Source organism: Streptomyces sp. NPDC058985 (assembly GCF_042740985.1).
Classification (GTDB): domain Bacteria; phylum Actinomycetota; class Actinomycetes; order Streptomycetales; family Streptomycetaceae; genus Streptomyces.
On the sequence record NZ_JBHYJX010000004.1, the window covers coordinates 86312 to 103843 of the forward strand.

Genomic DNA, 17532 nt, shown 5'->3' on the forward strand with positions numbered 1-17532 from the left:
CCTGTTTGTAGTGGAACCAGTAGGTATGTCGTTCTCGTCTTCCGCGTGGGTTCCCCCCGTACACAGGACACTGGTAAATGGTTTCGGTACGGGATCGGCAGCGCGCACGGCACGTGCGGCGCATGGAGGAGGCATCGGTGGCGGGCGAGTCCCCCGACAGGTCGAAGCAGCGCGAGTCGTCGGAAGAACCGACGTCGGGGAGCGCGGGTCCGGTTCCCGAGGCCAGGACCGAGGCGAGCGAGGCACGCGATCCGCGGCTGGCGGTGTCGCGGGAGGACGCGAGGTCCTCGGCGTCCGCCGGGTCCGACGACACGGAGCGCCCCCGCGGGGGCGTGGACACGGCGACCCGGGTGCTGTCGGTCCGCGAAACGGAAACGGAAACGGAGACGGACGAGGCGGGGTCCGCCGAGGAGGAGACGGACGAGGTGGCCGCGGAGGCGGGGTCCGTCGACGAGGACGAAGAGAGCGACGAGGGCGAAGCCTCCGAAGCCTCCGACGGCTCCGACGGCTCCGACGGCTCCGACGGCTCCGAGGAAGTGGATACGCCGGACAAGTCCGAGAAGCCGGATACGTCCGCCACGTCCGAGGCCAAGGGCGACACCGAGGACGACGCCACCCCCAGCGACGGGCGCCTGCGGGACGCCGTCGCGGCCTGGGTGGCGACCGCGGACGAGCGGGCCGCCGCCAACGCGCGCCTGGAGTCCCGGGGCGCCGCCGAGGACCCCGAGGCCCCCAAGGAAGCCGAGGACGCCGAGAAGGGCACCGAGGCGCCCGAGAAGGACGCGGAGGACGACGGCGCCCCCTCGGACTCGGACGCCGGGACGGACGCGGACAGTGAGCGTCCGGTCGATCAGCCCACCGCCGTGTTCCAGACGCGACCCGCCAAGCCCTCCGTCGACCAGCCCACGACGATGCTGAAGCTGGGCGACGCCGCCCCCGCACCCAAGAAGTCCGACAAGAACAACAAGGACGAAAAGGACGACAAGGGCAGCGAGGGCGACAAGAGCGACGAGCCCGGCGAAGCCGAGCGGACCAGCAAGTTCGTGGCGCTGCGGCACCTGGACGACCCGTCGACGCGCCGGCCGCCGGAGCGCCCGAAGGCCCCGACCGCCCCGAAGGCCCCGTCCGAGCCCTCCAAGGCGCCGCAGGCCCCCCGCAACGCCCCCACCGCCAACGTGCAGCAGGTCGGCCCCGAGCGGACGACACAGCAGCCACTGCCGCCGAAGCCTCCGCTGGACCTGCTGGCGGAGCTGACCAACACCCCGCCGCCCCCGGAGACCCCGCTGCGGACGACGGTGCGCCGGGTCAAGATCTGGACGCCGTTGGTCGTCCTGCTGCTGATCGTCTTCGCGGTGGCGCAGTCGATGCGCCCGCTGCCCGCACCCACCCTGGACCTCACGGCCGAGGACAGCTTCACGTTCGAGGGCGGCAAGCCGGACATCCCCTGGCCGTCCAGCGGGCAGGCCGCGCTGGACGTGCAGGGCATCGGCACCTTCGGCTCGTCCGGCGACCAGAAACCCGTACCGATCGCGAGCGTCGCCAAGGTCATGACCGCGTACGTCATCCTGCGCGACCACCCGCTCAAGAGCGGCGCCGAGGGTCCGAAGATCAAGATCGACCAGGCCGCCGAGGACCAGTCGCAGGCGGGCCAGGAGTCGACGGTCAACGTGTTCGCGGGCGACTCGATCTCGCAGCGCGAGGCCCTGGAAAGCATCCTCATCGCGTCCGCGAACAACGTGGCGCGGCTGCTCGCCCGCTGGGACGCGGGGTCCGAGAAGGCGTTCGTCGAGAAGATGAACGCCGCCGCCGAGGACCTCGGCATGACCAACACCACGTACACCGACCCGTCGGGCCTGAACAACACCACCGTGAGCACCGCCGTGGACCAGGTGAAGCTGGCCAAGGCGGCGATGACGGAGCCCGCGTTCCGCGAGGTCGCCGCGATGATGTCCTACGACGACTACAAGGGCGTCAACCACTCCAACTGGAACCACCTGGTCGGCCACAACGACGTCGTCGGCATCAAGACCGGCACCACCACCTCCGCGCTCGGCAACCTCGTCTTCGCGGCCAAGAAGGACGTCGACGGCGAGACCCGGACCATCGTCGGTGCCGTGGTGCGGCAGCCGGCGGGCGGCGCGGACAACACCATCCTCGGTGCCGCGCTGGACTCCAGCGACAAGCTGATCCGGGCCGCGCAGGACACCCTGGAGTCGTCGACGATCGTGAAGAAGGGCAGCGTCGTCGGGTACGTCGACGACGGTCTCGGCGGCCGCACCCCGGTCGTCGCCACCCAGGACGTCAAGGCGGTCGGCTGGGCCGGGCTGACCGTGAAACTGACGTTCAAGGCGGACGAGGTGCCGCACACGGCGAAGGCCGGGACGAAGGTCGGCACCCTCGCGGTCGGCGACGGCGGCAGCAGCGGCGCGGTGAAGGTGCCGGTCGCCCTCCAGGACGACCTCGCCGAGCCCGGCTTCACGGACAAGCTCACCCGCGTGGGCTGACGTCGGGCCGGGCCCGGGCCCGGCCCGACGCCTCCACGCCCCCGTGGCCGACCGGCCGCGGGGGCGTTCGCGTGGGGCGCCGAAAGTGAGGAGGCCACGGTGCGGGCGTGCGTGCTAGCGTCACGAAACGGGGCAGGTCGCCGGTCGCCGGAACGGGACACGGCCCAAAGCAGAAGACGGGACACGGGGAGTGCCTTCAGGTGGCCACTGCGGAGCCGACACGCGCCGACGACGCCGATTCGGGCCCGGGAGCCGGCCCGCGACCACGCGTACCCGCGCCGCGCGCGGAGGGCGACGGCCGTGACCCCGGACACACGGACGCGCAGGGTCCCGACGAGGACCGCCCGCAGGCGCCGTCCCCGATGAACGCCGCCTTCCACGCCGTCCGCGAGCGCATGCTGCGCCACCCTGTGCTGTCCGTGACCGTCCTGGCCGGCATCCTCCACGTCGTCTGGTTCTTCACGTTCGCGAACAGCGGCGGCGACCTCGCGGCACAGGACGCGTGGTCGGAGTTCGTCGGCCGGCACCCGGACTCGGCGTACAACCTCGCCTGGTACGGCGGCATGCACCCGGTGTCGTACAGCGTGGTCTCGCCGTACCTGATGTCGGTGCTCGGCGTGCGGACCACGATGATGATCGCGGGCACGGTGTCGGCGGGTCTGCTGACGATGATCCTGATCCGCAGCCGCGTGGTGCGCAATCCGCTGTGGGCCTCGCTGGCGGGGCTGTTCGGGCTGCTGGGCAACGCCGCGTCGGGCCGGGTGACCTTCGGCCTCGGCATGATGTTCGGTCTCGGCGCGGTCGCCGCGGTCTTCTGCTGGCCCTACCGCTGGCGGTACGAGCGCTGGGCCAAGGGGCTGTGCGCGGCGCCGCTGGCCGCGCTGTCCACGATGGCGTCGCCGGTCTCGGGCCTGTTCGTGGGCCTGGTGGCGGTCTCGCTGTTCCTCCAGAAGCGGCGGCCGGGCGCCTGGTCGCTGGGGCTGGCCCCCTCGGCGGTCGTGGCACTGTCGGCCTGGCTGTTCCCCTTCTCCGGCACGCAGCCGATGTCCTTCGGTTCGGCGGTCCTGCCGGTCCTGTACGCGGGCCTGGTCTACGCGTTCGTGCCGCGCACGTGGACGACCGTGCGGATCACGTCGGCGGTCTACGGCCTGTCCGTGCTGCTGGTCTGGGTGATCAGCTCGCAGATCGGCTCCAACATCACGCGGCTGGCGATGCTCTTCGCCGGGGTGGCACTGGTGGCGGCGCTGCCGTTCACGGTGCCGAAGTCGCGCAAGTGGTACGCGCTGGTGGTCTCGCTCGTCGGCTTCGTGGTCTGGATCGGCTTCAAGTCGGCCGACGACGTCGTTCACACCACACCGGCCGCCTCGTGGGCGCGGGAGCTGGCGCCGCTCATCAACGAGTTGAACGAAGTCGGTGCGGAGAAGGGCCGGGTGGAGGCCGTACCCGCGCGCTCCCACCGGGAGGCCTCGGCGCTCGCGCCGTACGTGAACCTGGCCCGCGGCTGGACCCGCCAGGCCGACATGGAGCGCAACCCGCTCTTCTACGACGACACGCTCAACTCGGCGAACTACCACGACTGGCTGAAGCGATGGGCCGTGCACTATGTGGTGCTGCCCAAGGACGAACCGGACGGCGACGGCGGCAAACGCGAGCGGGAGCTGCTGCAGCGGGGTCTGCCGTACCTGAAGCAGGTCTGGGGAGACGCCAACTGGCAGTTGTTCCAGGTGATCGACCCGACGCCGCTGGCCGAGCCCGACGCGGTCGTCCAGCGGGCCGAGCAGGACGAGTGGGTGATCGACGTGCAGCGGCCCGGCCGCGTCCTGATCCGGATGCCGTACTCGCCGTGGCTGAGCCTCGTCGACGCCGAGGGCAAGAAGCTCGAACCGCCCCAGGAGACGGAGGCCTCCAAGAACGGTCCGGAGGGCACGCCGAAGACGTACGACAACGTCAACGGCTGTCTGACGGAGACGGAGGAGACCGCCGAGGGCGACGTGTGGACGACGCTCATCGCCCCCGAGGCAGGCACGTACCGGCTGTCGTCGCCGTACGGGCTCAAGCGGGGCACACCGTGCCCGGAGGAGCTGCGGTGAGCCCCCGGCGGAGAGATTCCGCGTCGTTCATGTAGGTGAACCGAGGTCAGCAAGCCGAACATTTTTACTCCCTCTTGACCTTCCCCTTCCTTGTCGTGCCCGCGTCGGCGCAACCACGATGAGCGGGCACTTCGCGCCCTGCCTCGCCCCTACCCGCCCCTACCCCGCTCGTGCGAAGTGCCAACCAGCTGAGCGGAGTTCACAAGGCGGACCCCGGAAGGGGGCACATGAACGGTCTCGACTGGTCCGTGCTCATCGGCTACTTCGCCGTCATGGTGGCGATCGGCGTGTGGTCGCACAAACGCGTGGACGACGTGAGCGACTTCTTCACGGCCGGGGGCAAGATGCCCTGGTGGCTGTCCGGCATCTCGCACCACATGTCCGGCTACAGCGCGGTGATGTTCACCGGCTATGCCGGCATCGCCTACACCTACGGGGTCACCTCGTTCGTGACGTGGTCGTTCCCCATCGCACTCGGCATCGCCATCGGCTCCAAGCTGTTCGCGCCGCGCATCAACCGGCTGCGCTCACGGCTGCACGTGGCCTCGCCGCTGGAGTACCTGAAGAACCGGTACAACCTGCCCACCCAGCAGGCGCTGGCCTGGTCCGGCATGCTGCTGAAGATCGTGGACGTGGCCGCGAAGTGGGCGGCCATCGCCACCCTGCTGTCCGTCTTCACCGGCATCAGCCTCAACCAGGGCATCCTGATCACCGGCGTCATCACGGGCATCTACTGCACGATCGGCGGCCTGTGGGCGGACGCGCTGACCGAGCTGGGCCAGTTCATCATCCAGCTGCTGGCCGGCGTGGCGATGTTCGTGGCCGTGGTGATGAAGCTCGGCGACTACGGCGGCTTCTTCGGCGTCTGGGACGAGCCCGCCCTCCAGGGCCACGGAAAGCCGCTGGTCGGCCCGTACGGAACGGTGTTCCTGCTGGCCTTCCTCTTCATCAAGCTCTTCGAGTACAACGGCGGCATGCTCAACCAGGCCCAGCGCTACATGGCCACGTCCAACGCCCGCGAGGCCTCCCGCTCCGCGCGGCTGTCGGCGGTGCTCTGGCTGGTCTGGCCGCTGGTGCTGTTCTTCCCGATGTGGATGTCGCCGCTGCTGGTGGAGTCGCAGAAGCCGGACGGTTCCGACTCGTACGCCCTGATGACCGAGCAGTTGCTGCCGCACGGGCTGCTCGGCCTGGTCATCGTCGGCTTCTTCTCGCACACCATGGCCATGTGCTCCTCGGACGCCAACGCCATCGCGGCCGTGTTCACCCGGGACGTGGCACCGGTGCTGTCGTCGCGGGCGCGGGAGTGGGGGCAGCGCGCCGGGCTGCTGGCGGCGCGGCTGACGACGGTGGTCTTCCTCGGGCTGTCTATGGCGGTGGCGACCCAGGTCGACTCGCCGACCTTCAAGGACATCATCACGGTGGTCATCAAGTGGGTCGCCGGACTGATGGGCCCGATCGCGATCCCGATGATGCTCGGTCTGCTGCGGCCCTTCCGCCGCTCCGGCCCGACGGCCGCGCTCACCAGCTGGGGGCTCGGGCTGCTCGCCTTCTGGCTGGTCAACTACCCGATCAGCTGGAACGTGGAGGGCGGGGTGCCGCTGGAGTACCAGGTCTCCATCCCGCTGGCGGTCTCCCTGGTCCTGTACATCGTGGTCGGCTACCTCAAGCCGGAGGACACTCCGGAGCGGCTGGCGATCATCGAGCGCGTCAACACCGACGACGACGGCGACGTGTCCGCCGCGACGGCCGCGATCCCGAAGCCGGCGCCCGGGGTCGGCGACGCGAAGGCGGGCAGCAGGGTGGGCGACTAGCCCGGCGCGTGCGTCTGCGGCCGGCGCCCGCGACCACGGGCGCCGGCCGGGGGCGTCGGGCTCAGTGAACTTCCTGGATGCGGATCTGGTTTCCGGCCGGGTCGCGGAAGGCGCAGTCGCGGATGCCGTACGGCTGCTCGGTCGGCTCCTGCACGATCTCGGCGTTCCCGGCGCGCAGCTTCTCGAAGGTCCCGTCGAGGTCCTTGGTGGCCAGCAGCAGCCACCCGTAGGTGCCCTTGGCCATCATCTCGGCGACGGTCCGCCGCTCCGCCTCGGTGATCCCGGGGTCGGCGGCGGGCGGCGCCAGCAGCAGCGAGATGTCCGGCTGACCGGCGGGCCCGACGGTGATCCAGCGCATCGCGCCCTGCCCCACGTCCTGCCGGACCTCGAACCCGAGGACGTCGCGGTAGAACACCAGCGACGCGTCCGGGTCGTCGTGCGGGAGGACGGTGGTGTGAATGCTGATACCCATGCGGGCCACGCTAGCGGGGCGGGCCTGCCGAATCCTTCACTGAAACATGTCGCTGCCGCAGAGCGCGTGACTTAGGTCACTCTACGGTGGCATCCGTGCTCGGAGCGTATGACTTTCATGGCTCGACCGCGCCTGTTTCTGCGCCGGTTTGTTATGTCCTCGCCGCATGGAATTACGCATTCCGGTCACGTTGCGTGAACGGGACGCAGACCCGGATTACACCTAAATCCGTTTACCACCGGATCACGCGTGCCTATGGTCGGTGTCGATCAGGCGGGGGCCTCAGGGGTACTCCGCAGCCCTGGAGTGAAAAGAGATCCTGATGATCAAATCGTTGGTCCGCACAGCTGCCGCCGGTGCGGTCCTGGCCACGACGCTTGCAGGTACCGCGTCGACGGCCCAGGCGAGCGAATCTGCCGTTCTGGTCAGCAACAAGACCATCTCGCTTCCGGGCGGACGGGGCACCATGACCTTCATAGACGACGGGGACATGTTCCAGGTCTGCGACACGAAGGCAGATGGATACGGCGTATCGGGCCGCTTGATCGACAACAACTACAACCAAAAGCTCTACATTACCGATGGTGGCGACTCTGGCTGCGACAAGGCCGGCTACAACGTCGGCCAAACTGGCTCGTTCCAAATGCAGCTGTCGTGGGACGGCGACGGCTACGACGTGAAATCCGAGTGGTTCAACGAATAACCCGGATCTCTGTCCCGGTTCGAATGGCCCTAGCCACGCGGATAGCGGGCCAGCCAGCCCGGGGACGAGCCCGCCGGGCCGTGCAGGGCCGGGCCCTGGGTCATCTCCATCGCGAAGTCGTCGGCCAGTTCGAGGAGCGTGGCCCTGCCCTCCAGCTCGGCCAGCCAGGCCGGGGGCAGGGCCGTCTCGCCGTGCAGTGCGCCGAGCAGGCCGCCGGTGAGGGCGCCGGTCGCGGCGGAGGGGCCGTCGTGGTTGACGGCGAGCCGCAGTCCGTGCCGTACGTCCTCGCCGACCAGGGCGCAGTACACAGCCGCGGCGACCAGTCCCTCCGCCGCGCCCTCGCCGATCAGCTCGGTGACCCGCGCCGGGGTCGGCAGTCCCTGCCGTACCGCGCCGAGCGCGTGCTGGAGGGCCTCCGTCACGGCCTGGTGGCCCGGCCGGGCGACGAGCAGCGCGAGCGCGCGCTGCACCGCCGCGTCCAGGCTCTCCCCGCGCGCCAGCCCGTGCACGATCACGGCGTACGCGCCCGCCGCCAGGTACGCGGTGGCGTGACCGTGGGTCTGCGCCGCGCACTCCACGGCCAGCTGGGCGACCAGCTGCGGCTCCCAGCCGACCAGGAGGCCGAAGGGCGCCGATCGGGCGGCCGCCTCGGCCCCGCGCTCACCCGGGTTCTTGGGCGCCTCCGGCGTGCCCATGGTCTCGTCGCCGAGCCCGAGCAGCAGCGCCTTGGGAGCGTCCCGGCGGACGTACAGCCACTCCTCGTGGGCCAGCCAGCCGTCGTCCTTGCGCCGCAGGTCGGGACCCCAGTCGCGCTGGGTGGCGGCCCAGCGCCGGTAGGCCCGGTGCAGGTCGGTCGGGGGATGCCAGGCGCCGGTGTCCCGCCGCACCTGGGCCCGTATCAGCCCGTCCACGGAGAACAGGGTGAGCTGGGTGAGGTGGGTGACCGCGCCGCGCCTGCCGTACGCGGGGGCCAGGTCGCTCAGCCCCTCCGCGCCGTGCTCCTCCCGGATCCCGTCGAGGTCCAGCCCGTCGACGGGTGCGCCGAACGCGTCCCCGACGGCCACACCGAGCAGCGTCCCGCGCACCCGGCTGCGGAAGTCCTGCTGCTCGGCACGCCCCCAGACGGCACCGGCTGTCGCGCCCACCAGGACCTCCCTTCGGCATCGACTTGGTCCGTACGTACGACGCCCAGCACTGTATTCGAAGGGAGAGGGTCGGTTCAGGGGCGGAACGGTGTGGAAACGTTCACGTCACCCCGCACGTCTCCCGGCAGCAGCGCACGAAGTCCTGGACGACGGGGTTGTCGTCGTCGGCGGGGGCCCAGGCGACCCCGACCGTGCTGGGACTCACCGAGCCGACGGGACGGTAGACGACGCCGGGGCGGGTGTAGAAGCGGGCCGCCGACTCGGGGGCGAGGGCGATGCCGTATCCGCTGGCGATCGCGGTGAGCCAGTCGTCCGGCTGCTCGGTGACGGCCCCGATGCGCACCGGGTGACCGTCGCGCTCGTCGGCGGCCAGCCAGTGCTCGCGCCAGGGACCCGTCCCCGGCGGGGCCGCCACGAAGGGCTCGTCCCACAGCTCGCGGAACTCGATCGTCTCGCGTCCGGCCAGGGGGTGTGACTCGGGCAGCGCCACGCACCGGGGCTCGCTGAACAGCTCCACCACCCGCAGCGCTTCCTGCCCCGGGAACGGCAGCCGCACCAGGGCGACGTCGACGTCCGCGTCGGCGAGTCCGGCGGACGGGTTCGACCACGCGGCCTGCCGCATCTCGGCCCGCCAGCCCGGCCGGCGCAGGGCGAAGGCCGCGATGATCGGCTGCGTCGCCTCGTTGGCGGCGCTGGCGAGGAAGCCGACCCGCAGCACGCGCGCCGCCCGGCTCGCCGTGGACCTCGTCTCCCGCAGTGCCCCTTCCCACCCGGCCAGCAGGGCGGGCACCCGCTCGGCCAGCGCCCGCCCCGGCGCGGTGAGCGTCATACCGGTCCGCGACCGCGTGAACAGCTCCACGCCGAGCCCAGCCTCCAACTGCCGGATCTGCTTGGTCAACGCGGGCTGGGACACGTACAGCCGCTCGGCGGCCCTGGTCAGGGTCCCTTCCTCCGCCACGGCCGCGAAGTACCGCAGCAAGCGGGTGTCGACATCCATGCCACCAGGTTATAGACGCAGGTATTGGACGTCGCGACGAGCGGTGGTGAGGCTGGATCCAGAGGGGGACGAGGAAGGAATTCGACTCGACCGGAAGGAGCGCCCGTGTTCACCGCCTACGTGGCCGTCACCGTCGTCGCGCTCGTCGCCAACGCCGGGATCGCCGTCGCGGACCTGCTGCGGGCCCGTTTCGTCCTCGCCAACTCGGCCGAGGTGGGGGTCCCCGCGGCATGGCTCCCGTGGCTGGCCGGCCTCAAGCTCGCCGGAGCCGCCGGGCTTCTCCTCGGCCTGTTCGGCGCCCGGCCCCTCGGCATCGCCGCGGGAATCGGCCTCGCCCTCTTCTTCGTCGGCGCGGTCGCCGCGCACGTCCGGGCGCGGGTCTTCCACAACATCGCGTTCCCGCTCGCCTACCTGGCGCTGAACAGCGTGGCGCTCGGCCTGACGTTGGCCGTGTGACCCGGTCTCACACCGGGCGGGCTCGCTGTCGAAGGGCCACGCGCTACGCCACCGCGTATCCCCCGGCACGGCCCTCACGGCAATCACGGCACCGCCCCGGTCGCTGGGCGCGGAAGGCGCGTTCGCAGCCGTCGCAGGTCTGGAGGGGGTCGGGGTGGCGTGGGCCGGGGGCCTGAGGGCGGGGTGCGGGGAGGGTCGGGGGGAGGTCGGCGGTGAGGCGGCGTTCCAGGAAGGCCGCCGGGTGGCGGATCGGCTCCTGGGGCAGGCCGGCCGCCAGGGTCCGCTCCACGGCGGTCGCGGGGACGCCGCGCTCCAGCCAGACGGTCACGGACGGGGCGAGGCGGCGTACGTCCCGCTCGGTGAGGAGCAGCCGGGAGTCGTGTAGGCGCAGACGGGCGAGCAGGTCGGTCGCGGGGGTGCGATCGGTCCCCGGGGCCGGGGTGGGACGTGCTTGCGCGGCGGCCGGAATCGCGGGCCCGGACGCGGGCGGCTCGGCGGCTGGCAGTGCGGCCGCCAGGAACGCGCGGGGCTTGTTGCGGGAGACCGTCCGGGTCACGACTCGGCCCGATGGAAGACGCTCCTTGGTGCGTGCGAGGTAGCCGTGCTCCTCCAACTCCCGCAGGGCCGCGGCGATCCTGATCTCACCCTCCGGGAACTTGCCCGCCAGCGTCTTGATCCCGACCGGCGCCCCGGCGGGCAGCGACTGGATGTGGACGGCCAGGCCGATCGCGGTCAGGGACAGCACGGGGTGCTGGAGGAGGTGGTTGCCGACCACGGTGAAGTTGTCGTGGTGCGGGTGGTTCTCGTGCTCGACGCCACCGGCGCGACGGCCGGACGCTGGGCGCGCGTGCGCGCTAGGGTTCTGCTCAGTCATCGGGAAGCTCTTCTCTTCCTTGGTGATCAGGCCCTCGCAGTGGGATGGCAGTCCCGGCGGGGGCCGAATCATGTCTGGTGTCGTTGCGGCAGACGCTGCACCATGAACGGCCCTCCGCGCCAGCCGAGTTGGTGATGTTCACTCCGGAGGGTGAGCGACGGGGACGGCAGGGGTGGGTTCGGTTCTTTCCCCGGTTCTTTGGTCTTTGGCGTCGCGTCCGGCCGGGTCGCGTCCGGGCACGATCCGGTGGGCGGGCGGGCCCAGTTGGCTCCAGAGGGCCCTCCCCCTCGACCGGGTCGTGGACATGCGAGATCCGGGGGCGCCAGAGAACCGATTCCCGGATCACGTGACCCAGCGTGGTCACCCGTCCCTACTCTGAACGGTGACGATCTCGACACCGAGGGTGACCACCCGGGAGGGCAAGACATGGAGGACGAGGAGTCCGAGGCCGTGCTCAGGACGGTCGGGCGGCAGGTCAGGATGTGGCGTGAGGCGGCCGGGATGACCCAGCCGGAGCTGGGCGCCGCGATCGGGTACGGCGAGGACCTGGTGTCCTCGGTCGAGCGCGGGCGGCGCATCCCCAAGCCGGACTTCCTGGACAACGCCGACGAGGCCCTCGGCGCGGGCGGCAAGCTCGCCTCGATGAAGGAGGACGTGGAGAAGGCCCGGTACCCGAAGAAGGTGCGGGACCTGGCCAGACTGGAGGACGAGGCGGTCGAGCTGGGGGCGTACGCCGGTCATCACATCCACGGGCTGCTGCAAACACCCGAGTACGCCCGCGCGTTGTACGCGATGCGCCGTCCGGCGTTCACGGAGGAGGAGGTCGACCGGTACGTCTCCGCCCGCATGGCGCGGAAGGCGGTCTTCGATCGCGTCCCCCGGGCCCAGCTCACCTTTGTCCAGGAAGAGGTGACGCTGCGGCGCCCGCTCGGCGGCAGAATGGTCCTCCGCCAGCAGCTCGAACACCTGCTGGAGGTCGGCGCGTTGAGGCACGTCGAGATCCAGGTGATGCCGACGGCGCGGGAGGATCACGCGGGGATGGCCGGGTCGCTTCAGCTGTTGAAGCTGCGAGGCGGCAAGGCGTTCGGGCACGCGGAGGGCCAACTGCACAACCGGGTCATCAGCGAGCCACACGAGATCCAGACCCTGGACTTGCGCTATGGGATCATCCGGTCGCAGGCACTCACGCCCCGTGAGTCACTGGCCTTCATCGAGAAAGTCATGGGAGAAGAGACATGACCCCTGCGCTGAAGTGGTTCAAGAGCAGTTACAGCAGCAATGATGGTCCCGAGTGCGTCGAGATCGCGATACCCCCCACCGCCACCACCATCCACGTCCGCGACTCCAAGGCCCCCGCCGCCGCCCGCCTCACCTTCACCGGCGCCTCCTGGACCGCGTTCGTGCACACCGTCACGACGGCCACCCGACGGGCGTAGTTCATGATCCGTTAGCGGCGCGACCGTCCGGGCGTTGAACGATCCCGGCCATGACGACGAAGACACGTGTCAGCATGGCCTGCGTCCTGTCGGCCGCCGCGCTCCTCGCCGGTGTCGCCGCCCCGGCCGCCACGGCCGCGCCCGCCGCCCACCACACGCACCCCGGCCACTCCGCGCGGCAGATACCGTTCACGGCCGCCGAGGTGACCGCGCGGGACGACGGCACGTACGAGATCACCTGGAAGGCGCCGGGGGTCCGCAAGGTCGCCGTCCGGGCGAACGGCCGTACCGTCGCCGTGGGCGGCGCCAGCGGCCGGGTCACCGTGCGGGGGCTGCCCGGCGCCGACCGGCAGTGGTTCGACCTGGTTCCGGACCGGGGGCAGCGGCTGCGGCTGGCCGACCGGCTGATCCGGCTGGAGGGCACGGTCAACTTCCGCGACGCGGGCGGCTACCGCACCGGCGACGGGCAGTGGGTGCGGATGGGCGCGGTGTACCGCACCGACTCGCTCGACAAGCTCACCGACGCCGACCTGGCGAAGCTGAAGCGGCTCGGCATCCGCGTCGACTACGACCTGCGCACCGCCTCCGAGCGCAGCTCCGCGCCCGACCGCCTCCCCAAGGGCGTCCGGTACGTGGTGGCGGACGTGCTCGGCGACGACTCGCCCGTGTTCTCCATGCCGGAGACGGCCGCCGAGGCCGAGCAGATGATGATCGACGGCGAGAAGGCGATGGTCAGCGGGGAGAGCGCGAAGGGCGCGTACTCCACCGTTTTCGCCGGGCTGGCCCGGGACGCCGACGGCACCCTGTACCACTGCACCGCGGGCAAGGACCGCACCGGCTGGGCGAGCGCCGCCCTGCTCACCGCGCTCGGTGTACCGCGCGAGACGGTCATGGCGGACTACCTCGCCTCCAACGAGTACCGCGCCGAGGCGAACGCCGCCGCCCTGGCCGCGATGCCCGCCGAGCAGGCCGCGGTCTACAAGCCGATGCTCGACGTGCGCGCTGCGTACCTGAACTCCGGTTTCGCCGAAGTCGAGGCCGCCTACGGCTCGTTCGCCGGGTACGAGAAGAAGGCGCTGGGTCTGGACGCGCACGAGCTGCGCCGGCTCAAGGATGACCTCCTGGTCGGCTGAGCACGAGCGGCATGGGGAAGGGTGGGGTCATGACCACCACCAGACACCCCCTTCCCCTGCGCCTCGCCGCCACCGTCCTCACCGGCGTCCTCGCCCTCTACATCGCTCTCGTCGCCTTCGGCAACATCACCGACTTCGGGACGAACCGGGACTTCGTGCGCCATGTCCTCGCGATGGACACCACGTTCAAGGACGACGACCTGATGTGGCGGGCGATCACCAGCAAGGGGCTTCAGGACGCCGCGTACGTCGCGATCATCGTGTGGGAGACGGTCGCCGCGCTCGTACTGATCGGCGCGACCTGGCTGTGGATACGCCGGGACCAGGCCACCGCGCGGCGACTGACCACCTACGGCACCCTCATGCTGATGCTGCTCTTCGGAGCCGGGTTCATCGGGATCGGCGGCGAGTGGTTCGCCATGTGGCAGTCCGCGGACTGGAACGGGCTGGACGCCGCGACCCGGGTCTTCCTGATCAGCGGCGTCGTGCTGATCGTCGCCCACCTGCCCTCCGGCGGCGGCGAGGCTAGCCGACGACCGTGACCTTCGTGCCGGTCGTCGCGAAACTCCAGACGGCCGTACCGTCGGGCTTGTGGAGCCGTATGCCGCCCGTCTTCGTAGCGGAGTCGGGCGGGGGCGGCGAGGAGCCGTCGACGGCGTTGGAGAAGGCGACCGAGACGCCGTCCTCCTGGGCGAAGTAGACGATCTGCTCGATCTGCACCCCGTCGGAGCCGGTCGTGGCGCCCTCGACCCGGCTGCTGACGGTGTAGGTGCCCGGGTCGGGGTCGACCGTGCCGGGCCACACCGTGAACGTCCGCCGGGTGGCGTCGCTGGCGTCGATCAGCCAGACCCGCTTCTGGTCGAGCGAGTACACGACCCGTCGCCCGGTGCCGGAGCCGTCCGGTACCCGGGCCGGCGCGGTCTCCTTCGGCGACGGGTCCTTGCCCGCGGAGGCCGTGGGGGCGGGCTCGGTCGCCGCGGCGGTGGGATGGGGCCCCTGGTCCGCCTGCACGGCCAGGAAGGTCACCGCCGCGATCGCGCCCACGGTCAGACCGGAGACCCACGCCCATGAGGGAAGTCGGGCAGGCACGGGCACGCATCTCCTCAGCGATCATCTACGGGACCCCGGCACACCTGGGGCCAGATCATCGTACTGCGCGCCCGCCCAGCCCCCGTCCGCCCGCCCGCGCCTCAGTCCAGCACCGGCAGCAGCTGGGGCAGGTGCCCGTCCGAGTCCCGCGCCGCCCGCTGCCGCTCCTCGGGCACCGGCCCGTACAGCGTGGTCCGGGGCTTGGCCGGGCGGCCCGCCGCGTCCGCGACCGCGATCAGGTCCTTGACCGACTTGTACGAGCCGTAGGACGAGCCCGCCATGCGGGAGATCGTCTCCTCCATGAGGGTGCCGCCGAGGTCGTTGGCGCCGGAGCGGAGCATCTCCGCCGCACCCTCCGTGCCCAGTTTGACCCAGCTTGTCTGGATGTTGGGGATGTGCGGGTGGAGGAGGAGGCGGGCCATCGCCGTCACCGCGCGGTTGTCGCGGACCGTCGGGCCGGGCCGCGCGATGCCCGCCAGGTACACCGGCGCGTTGGTGTGGATGAAGGGGAGCGTCACGAACTCCGTGAAGCCGCCCGTGCGCTGCTGGATGCCGGCCAGCGTGCGCAGGTGGCCCAGCCAGTGGCGGGGCTGGTCGACGTGGCCGTACATCATGGTCGAGGAGGAGCGCAGGCCCAGTTCGTGAGCCGTCTCGATCACCTCGATCCAGGTGGCCGCCGGCAGCTTGCCCTTGGTCAGGATCCAGCGGACCTCGTCGTCGAGGATCTCCGCCGCCGTGCCCGGGATCGAGTCCAGGCCCGCCTCCTTGGCCGCGCTCAGCCACTCGCGGATCGACATGCCGGTGCGGGTCGCGCCGTTGACGACCTCCATCGGCGAGAAGGCGTGCACGTGCATGCCGGGGACCCGGGCCTTCACCGCCCTCGCGATGTCGAAGTACGCGGTGCCCGGCAGGTCCGGGTGGATGCCGCCCTGCATGCAGACCTCGACCGCGCCCACGTCCCACGCCTGCTCGGCGCGGTCGGCGACCTGGTCCAGGGAGAGCGTGTAGGCGTCGGCGTCGGTGCGGCGCTGGGCGAAGGCGCAGAAGCGGCAGCCGGTGTAGCAGACGTTGGTGAAGTTGATGTTGCGGGTGACGATGTACGTCACCTCGTCGCCCACCATCGACTTCCGGACGTCGTCGGCCACCTTGCACAGGGCGTCCAGCGCCGGGCCGTCCGCGTGCAGCAGGGCCAGCGCCTCGTCGTCCGTCAGCCGCGTCGGGTCGTCGGCCGCCGTGGCGAGCGCGGCGCGCACGTCGGTGTCGATGCGCTCGGGGACCATGCCGGGCACGGCGGCCTCGCGCAGGGCCCCCCAGTCGCCGTACACCTCGTCGAAGTCGTCGCGGCGGTCCGAGGTGCGGCCCTCGGTGTCGATGGCGGTGTGCAGGTCGGTGCGGCCCGAGGCGGTGAACGCCTCGTCCGGTTCCTGCCAGGGGCGCCCCTCGACCGGCGCGTCCGGCAGCGCGAGCCCCGTCGCCGGGTCGGCGAGGGCCGCCACGTGCGGGCGCAGCCGCGGGTCCAGCCAGGGCTCGCCGCGCTGGACGAACTCCGGGTAGACGCAGAGACGTTCCCGCAGCTCGAAGCCGACCGCCCGGGACTTCGCGGCGAGTTCATCGATCTGCGGCCACGGGCGCTCGGGGTTGACGTGGTCGATGGTGAGCGGGGAGACCCCGCCCCAGTCGTCGATGCCGGCGCCGATCAGCCGCTCGTACTCGGCGTCCACCAGGTTGGGGGGCGCCTGGAGGCAGGCGGACGGGCCCATGATGTGCCGGGCGACGGCCACCGTGGCGACCAGCTCGTCCAGCTCCGCGTCCGGCATGCCGCGCATCGCCGTGTCCGGCTTGGCGCGGAAGTTCTGGATGATCAGTTCCTGGATGCCGTGGTAGGCGCGGGAGACCCTGCGCAGCGCGAACAGGGACTCCGCGCGCTCCTCGTAGGTCTCGCCGATGCCGATGAGCAGGCCCGAGGTGAAGGGGACGGAGGAACGGCCGGCGTCCTCCAGGACGCGCAGCCGCACGGCCGGCTCCTTGTCCGGGGAGCCGTGGTGCGGGCCGCCGGGCTCGGACCACAGGCGGGTCGCCGTCGTCTCCAGCATCATGCCCATGGACGGCGCCACCGGCTTGAGCCGCTGGAAGTCCGTCCAGGACATCACGCCGGGGTTGAGGTGCGGCAGCAGGCCCGTCTCCTCCAGGATGCGGACCGAGATGGCGCGGACGTACGCGATCGTGTCGTCGTACCCGTGCGCGTCCAGCCATTCGCGGGCCTCGGGCCAGCGGTCCTCGGGCTTGTCGCCGAGGGTGATGAGGGCTTCCTTGCAGCCGAGGGCGGCGCCCTTGCGCGCGATGTCGAGCACCTCGTCCGGCGACATGAACATCCCGTGCCCCGCCCGGCGCAGCTTGCCGGGGACGGTGACGAAGGTGCAGTAGTGGCACTTGTCCCGGCACAGCCGGGTCAGCGGGACGAAGACGCTCTTCGAGTACGTGATGACACCGGGCCGCCCGGCCGCCTCCAGGCCCGCGTCACGGACCCGGGCGGCGGACGCGGTCAGGTCGTCGAGGTGCTCGCCGCGCGCCTGGAGCAGCACGGCGGCCTCGGACACGTCCAGGGCGACGCCGTCCCGGGCGCGTTTGAGGGCGCGACGCAGGGAGTTCTCGGTGGGGCCGGCCTGGTCGGCGGGTCCGGTTCCGGAGGTCGCGGAAGTCGTCATCCTTCGAGCATACGAGCGCCGTGATCAGGGCGGGTTTCCCGTCGCTTTCCCGTCCCGCCGGCCCACCGCGCGGTTCCCGGCCCTCAATGCCCCGAACCCCTTTCCTTGCCCGGGAGT

Annotated in this window: 15 protein-coding genes; 9 read left to right on the plus strand and 6 right to left on the minus strand. The window is 71.3% G+C overall.

The window, feature by feature from the left end:
• Positions 1-77 precede the first annotated feature (77 nt).
• The 3 genes from ACFW01_RS04755 (at position 78) to ACFW01_RS04765 (ending at position 6405) form a co-directional block, all read left to right on the plus strand.
• Positions 78-2504, plus strand: coding sequence for a D-alanyl-D-alanine carboxypeptidase (locus ACFW01_RS04755; RefSeq protein WP_384502380.1), 2427 nt, complete (start codon positions 78-80; stop codon positions 2502-2504).
• Positions 2505-2704: 200 nt separating this feature from the next.
• Positions 2705-4594, plus strand: coding sequence for an MFS transporter (locus ACFW01_RS04760; protein WP_234957178.1), 1890 nt, complete (start codon positions 2705-2707; stop codon positions 4592-4594).
• Positions 4595-4821: 227 nt separating this feature from the next.
• Positions 4822-6405, plus strand: coding sequence for a sodium:solute symporter family protein (locus ACFW01_RS04765; protein ID WP_234957177.1), 1584 nt, complete (start codon positions 4822-4824; stop codon positions 6403-6405).
• Between the two features lie 61 nt (positions 6406-6466).
• Here the strand turns inward: ACFW01_RS04765 and ACFW01_RS04770 are convergent, their stop codons facing one another.
• The gene (locus ACFW01_RS04770) at positions 6467-6877 is read right to left on the minus strand and encodes a VOC family protein (protein WP_234957176.1); all 411 of its coding nucleotides are present in this window, start codon (positions 6875-6877) and stop codon (positions 6467-6469) included.
• A gap of 322 nt (positions 6878-7199) precedes the next feature.
• Here ACFW01_RS04770 and ACFW01_RS04775 point away from each other — a divergent pair, with 322 nt between their 5' ends.
• The gene (locus ACFW01_RS04775; RefSeq protein WP_384502381.1) at positions 7200-7580 is read left to right on the plus strand and encodes a hypothetical protein; all 381 of its coding nucleotides are present in this window, start codon (positions 7200-7202) and stop codon (positions 7578-7580) included.
• Positions 7581-7609: 29 nt separating this feature from the next.
• Here the strand turns inward: ACFW01_RS04775 and ACFW01_RS04780 are convergent, their stop codons facing one another.
• Positions 7610-8725 carry an ADP-ribosylglycohydrolase family protein gene (locus ACFW01_RS04780; RefSeq protein WP_384502382.1) on the minus strand — a complete coding sequence of 372 codons (1116 nt, stop codon included), beginning with the start codon at positions 8723-8725 and terminating at the stop codon, positions 7610-7612.
• Between the two features lie 100 nt (positions 8726-8825).
• Positions 8826-9722 (minus strand): LysR family transcriptional regulator, encoded by an 897-nt coding sequence (locus tag ACFW01_RS04785; protein WP_384502383.1) that lies wholly within the window; start codon positions 9720-9722, stop codon positions 8826-8828.
• Positions 9723-9827: 105 nt separating this feature from the next.
• Between ACFW01_RS04785 and ACFW01_RS04790 the strand changes: the two genes are divergently transcribed.
• Positions 9828-10178 (plus strand): DoxX family protein, encoded by a 351-nt coding sequence (locus ACFW01_RS04790; RefSeq protein WP_384502384.1) that lies wholly within the window; start codon positions 9828-9830, stop codon positions 10176-10178.
• Between the two features lie 43 nt (positions 10179-10221).
• Here the strand turns inward: ACFW01_RS04790 and ACFW01_RS04795 are convergent, their stop codons facing one another.
• On the minus strand, positions 10222-11052 hold the full coding sequence (locus ACFW01_RS04795; RefSeq protein ID WP_384502385.1) for a helix-turn-helix domain-containing protein: 831 nt from the start codon (positions 11050-11052) through the stop codon (positions 10222-10224).
• A gap of 426 nt (positions 11053-11478) precedes the next feature.
• On the opposite strand from ACFW01_RS04795, the gene ACFW01_RS04800 reads away from it, so the two are divergent.
• The 4 genes from ACFW01_RS04800 to ACFW01_RS04815 are packed head-to-tail and all read left to right on the plus strand — an operon-like array spanning position 11479 to position 14163.
• Positions 11479-12291 carry a helix-turn-helix transcriptional regulator gene (locus ACFW01_RS04800; protein ID WP_234957167.1) on the plus strand — a complete coding sequence of 271 codons (813 nt, stop codon included), beginning with the start codon at positions 11479-11481 and terminating at the stop codon, positions 12289-12291.
• Positions 12288-12488: a DUF397 domain-containing protein gene (locus ACFW01_RS04805; RefSeq protein ID WP_234957166.1), complete on the plus strand. Its 201-nt coding sequence runs from the start codon at positions 12288-12290 to the stop codon at positions 12486-12488. The genes ACFW01_RS04800 and ACFW01_RS04805 overlap by 4 nt, the downstream gene beginning before the upstream one ends.
• A gap of 50 nt (positions 12489-12538) precedes the next feature.
• A complete protein-coding gene (locus ACFW01_RS04810) occupies positions 12539-13621 on the plus strand; it encodes a tyrosine-protein phosphatase (protein ID WP_384502386.1) in 1083 nt (360 codons plus the stop codon).
• A 29-nt stretch (positions 13622-13650) separates the two neighbouring features.
• Positions 13651-14163 (plus strand): DUF2165 domain-containing protein, encoded by a 513-nt coding sequence (locus ACFW01_RS04815; protein WP_234957164.1) that lies wholly within the window; start codon positions 13651-13653, stop codon positions 14161-14163.
• On the opposite strand, the gene ACFW01_RS04820 is transcribed toward ACFW01_RS04815, so the two are convergent.
• On the minus strand, positions 14147-14710 hold the full coding sequence (locus tag ACFW01_RS04820) for a hypothetical protein (protein WP_234957163.1): 564 nt from the start codon (positions 14708-14710) through the stop codon (positions 14147-14149). The genes ACFW01_RS04815 and ACFW01_RS04820 overlap by 17 nt on opposite strands.
• A gap of 101 nt (positions 14711-14811) precedes the next feature.
• Complete coding sequence (locus ACFW01_RS04825) at positions 14812-17415, minus strand: bifunctional FO biosynthesis protein CofGH (RefSeq protein ID WP_384502387.1); 2604 nt, start codon at positions 17413-17415, stop codon at positions 14812-14814.
• Positions 17416-17532: the final 117 nt, after the last annotated feature.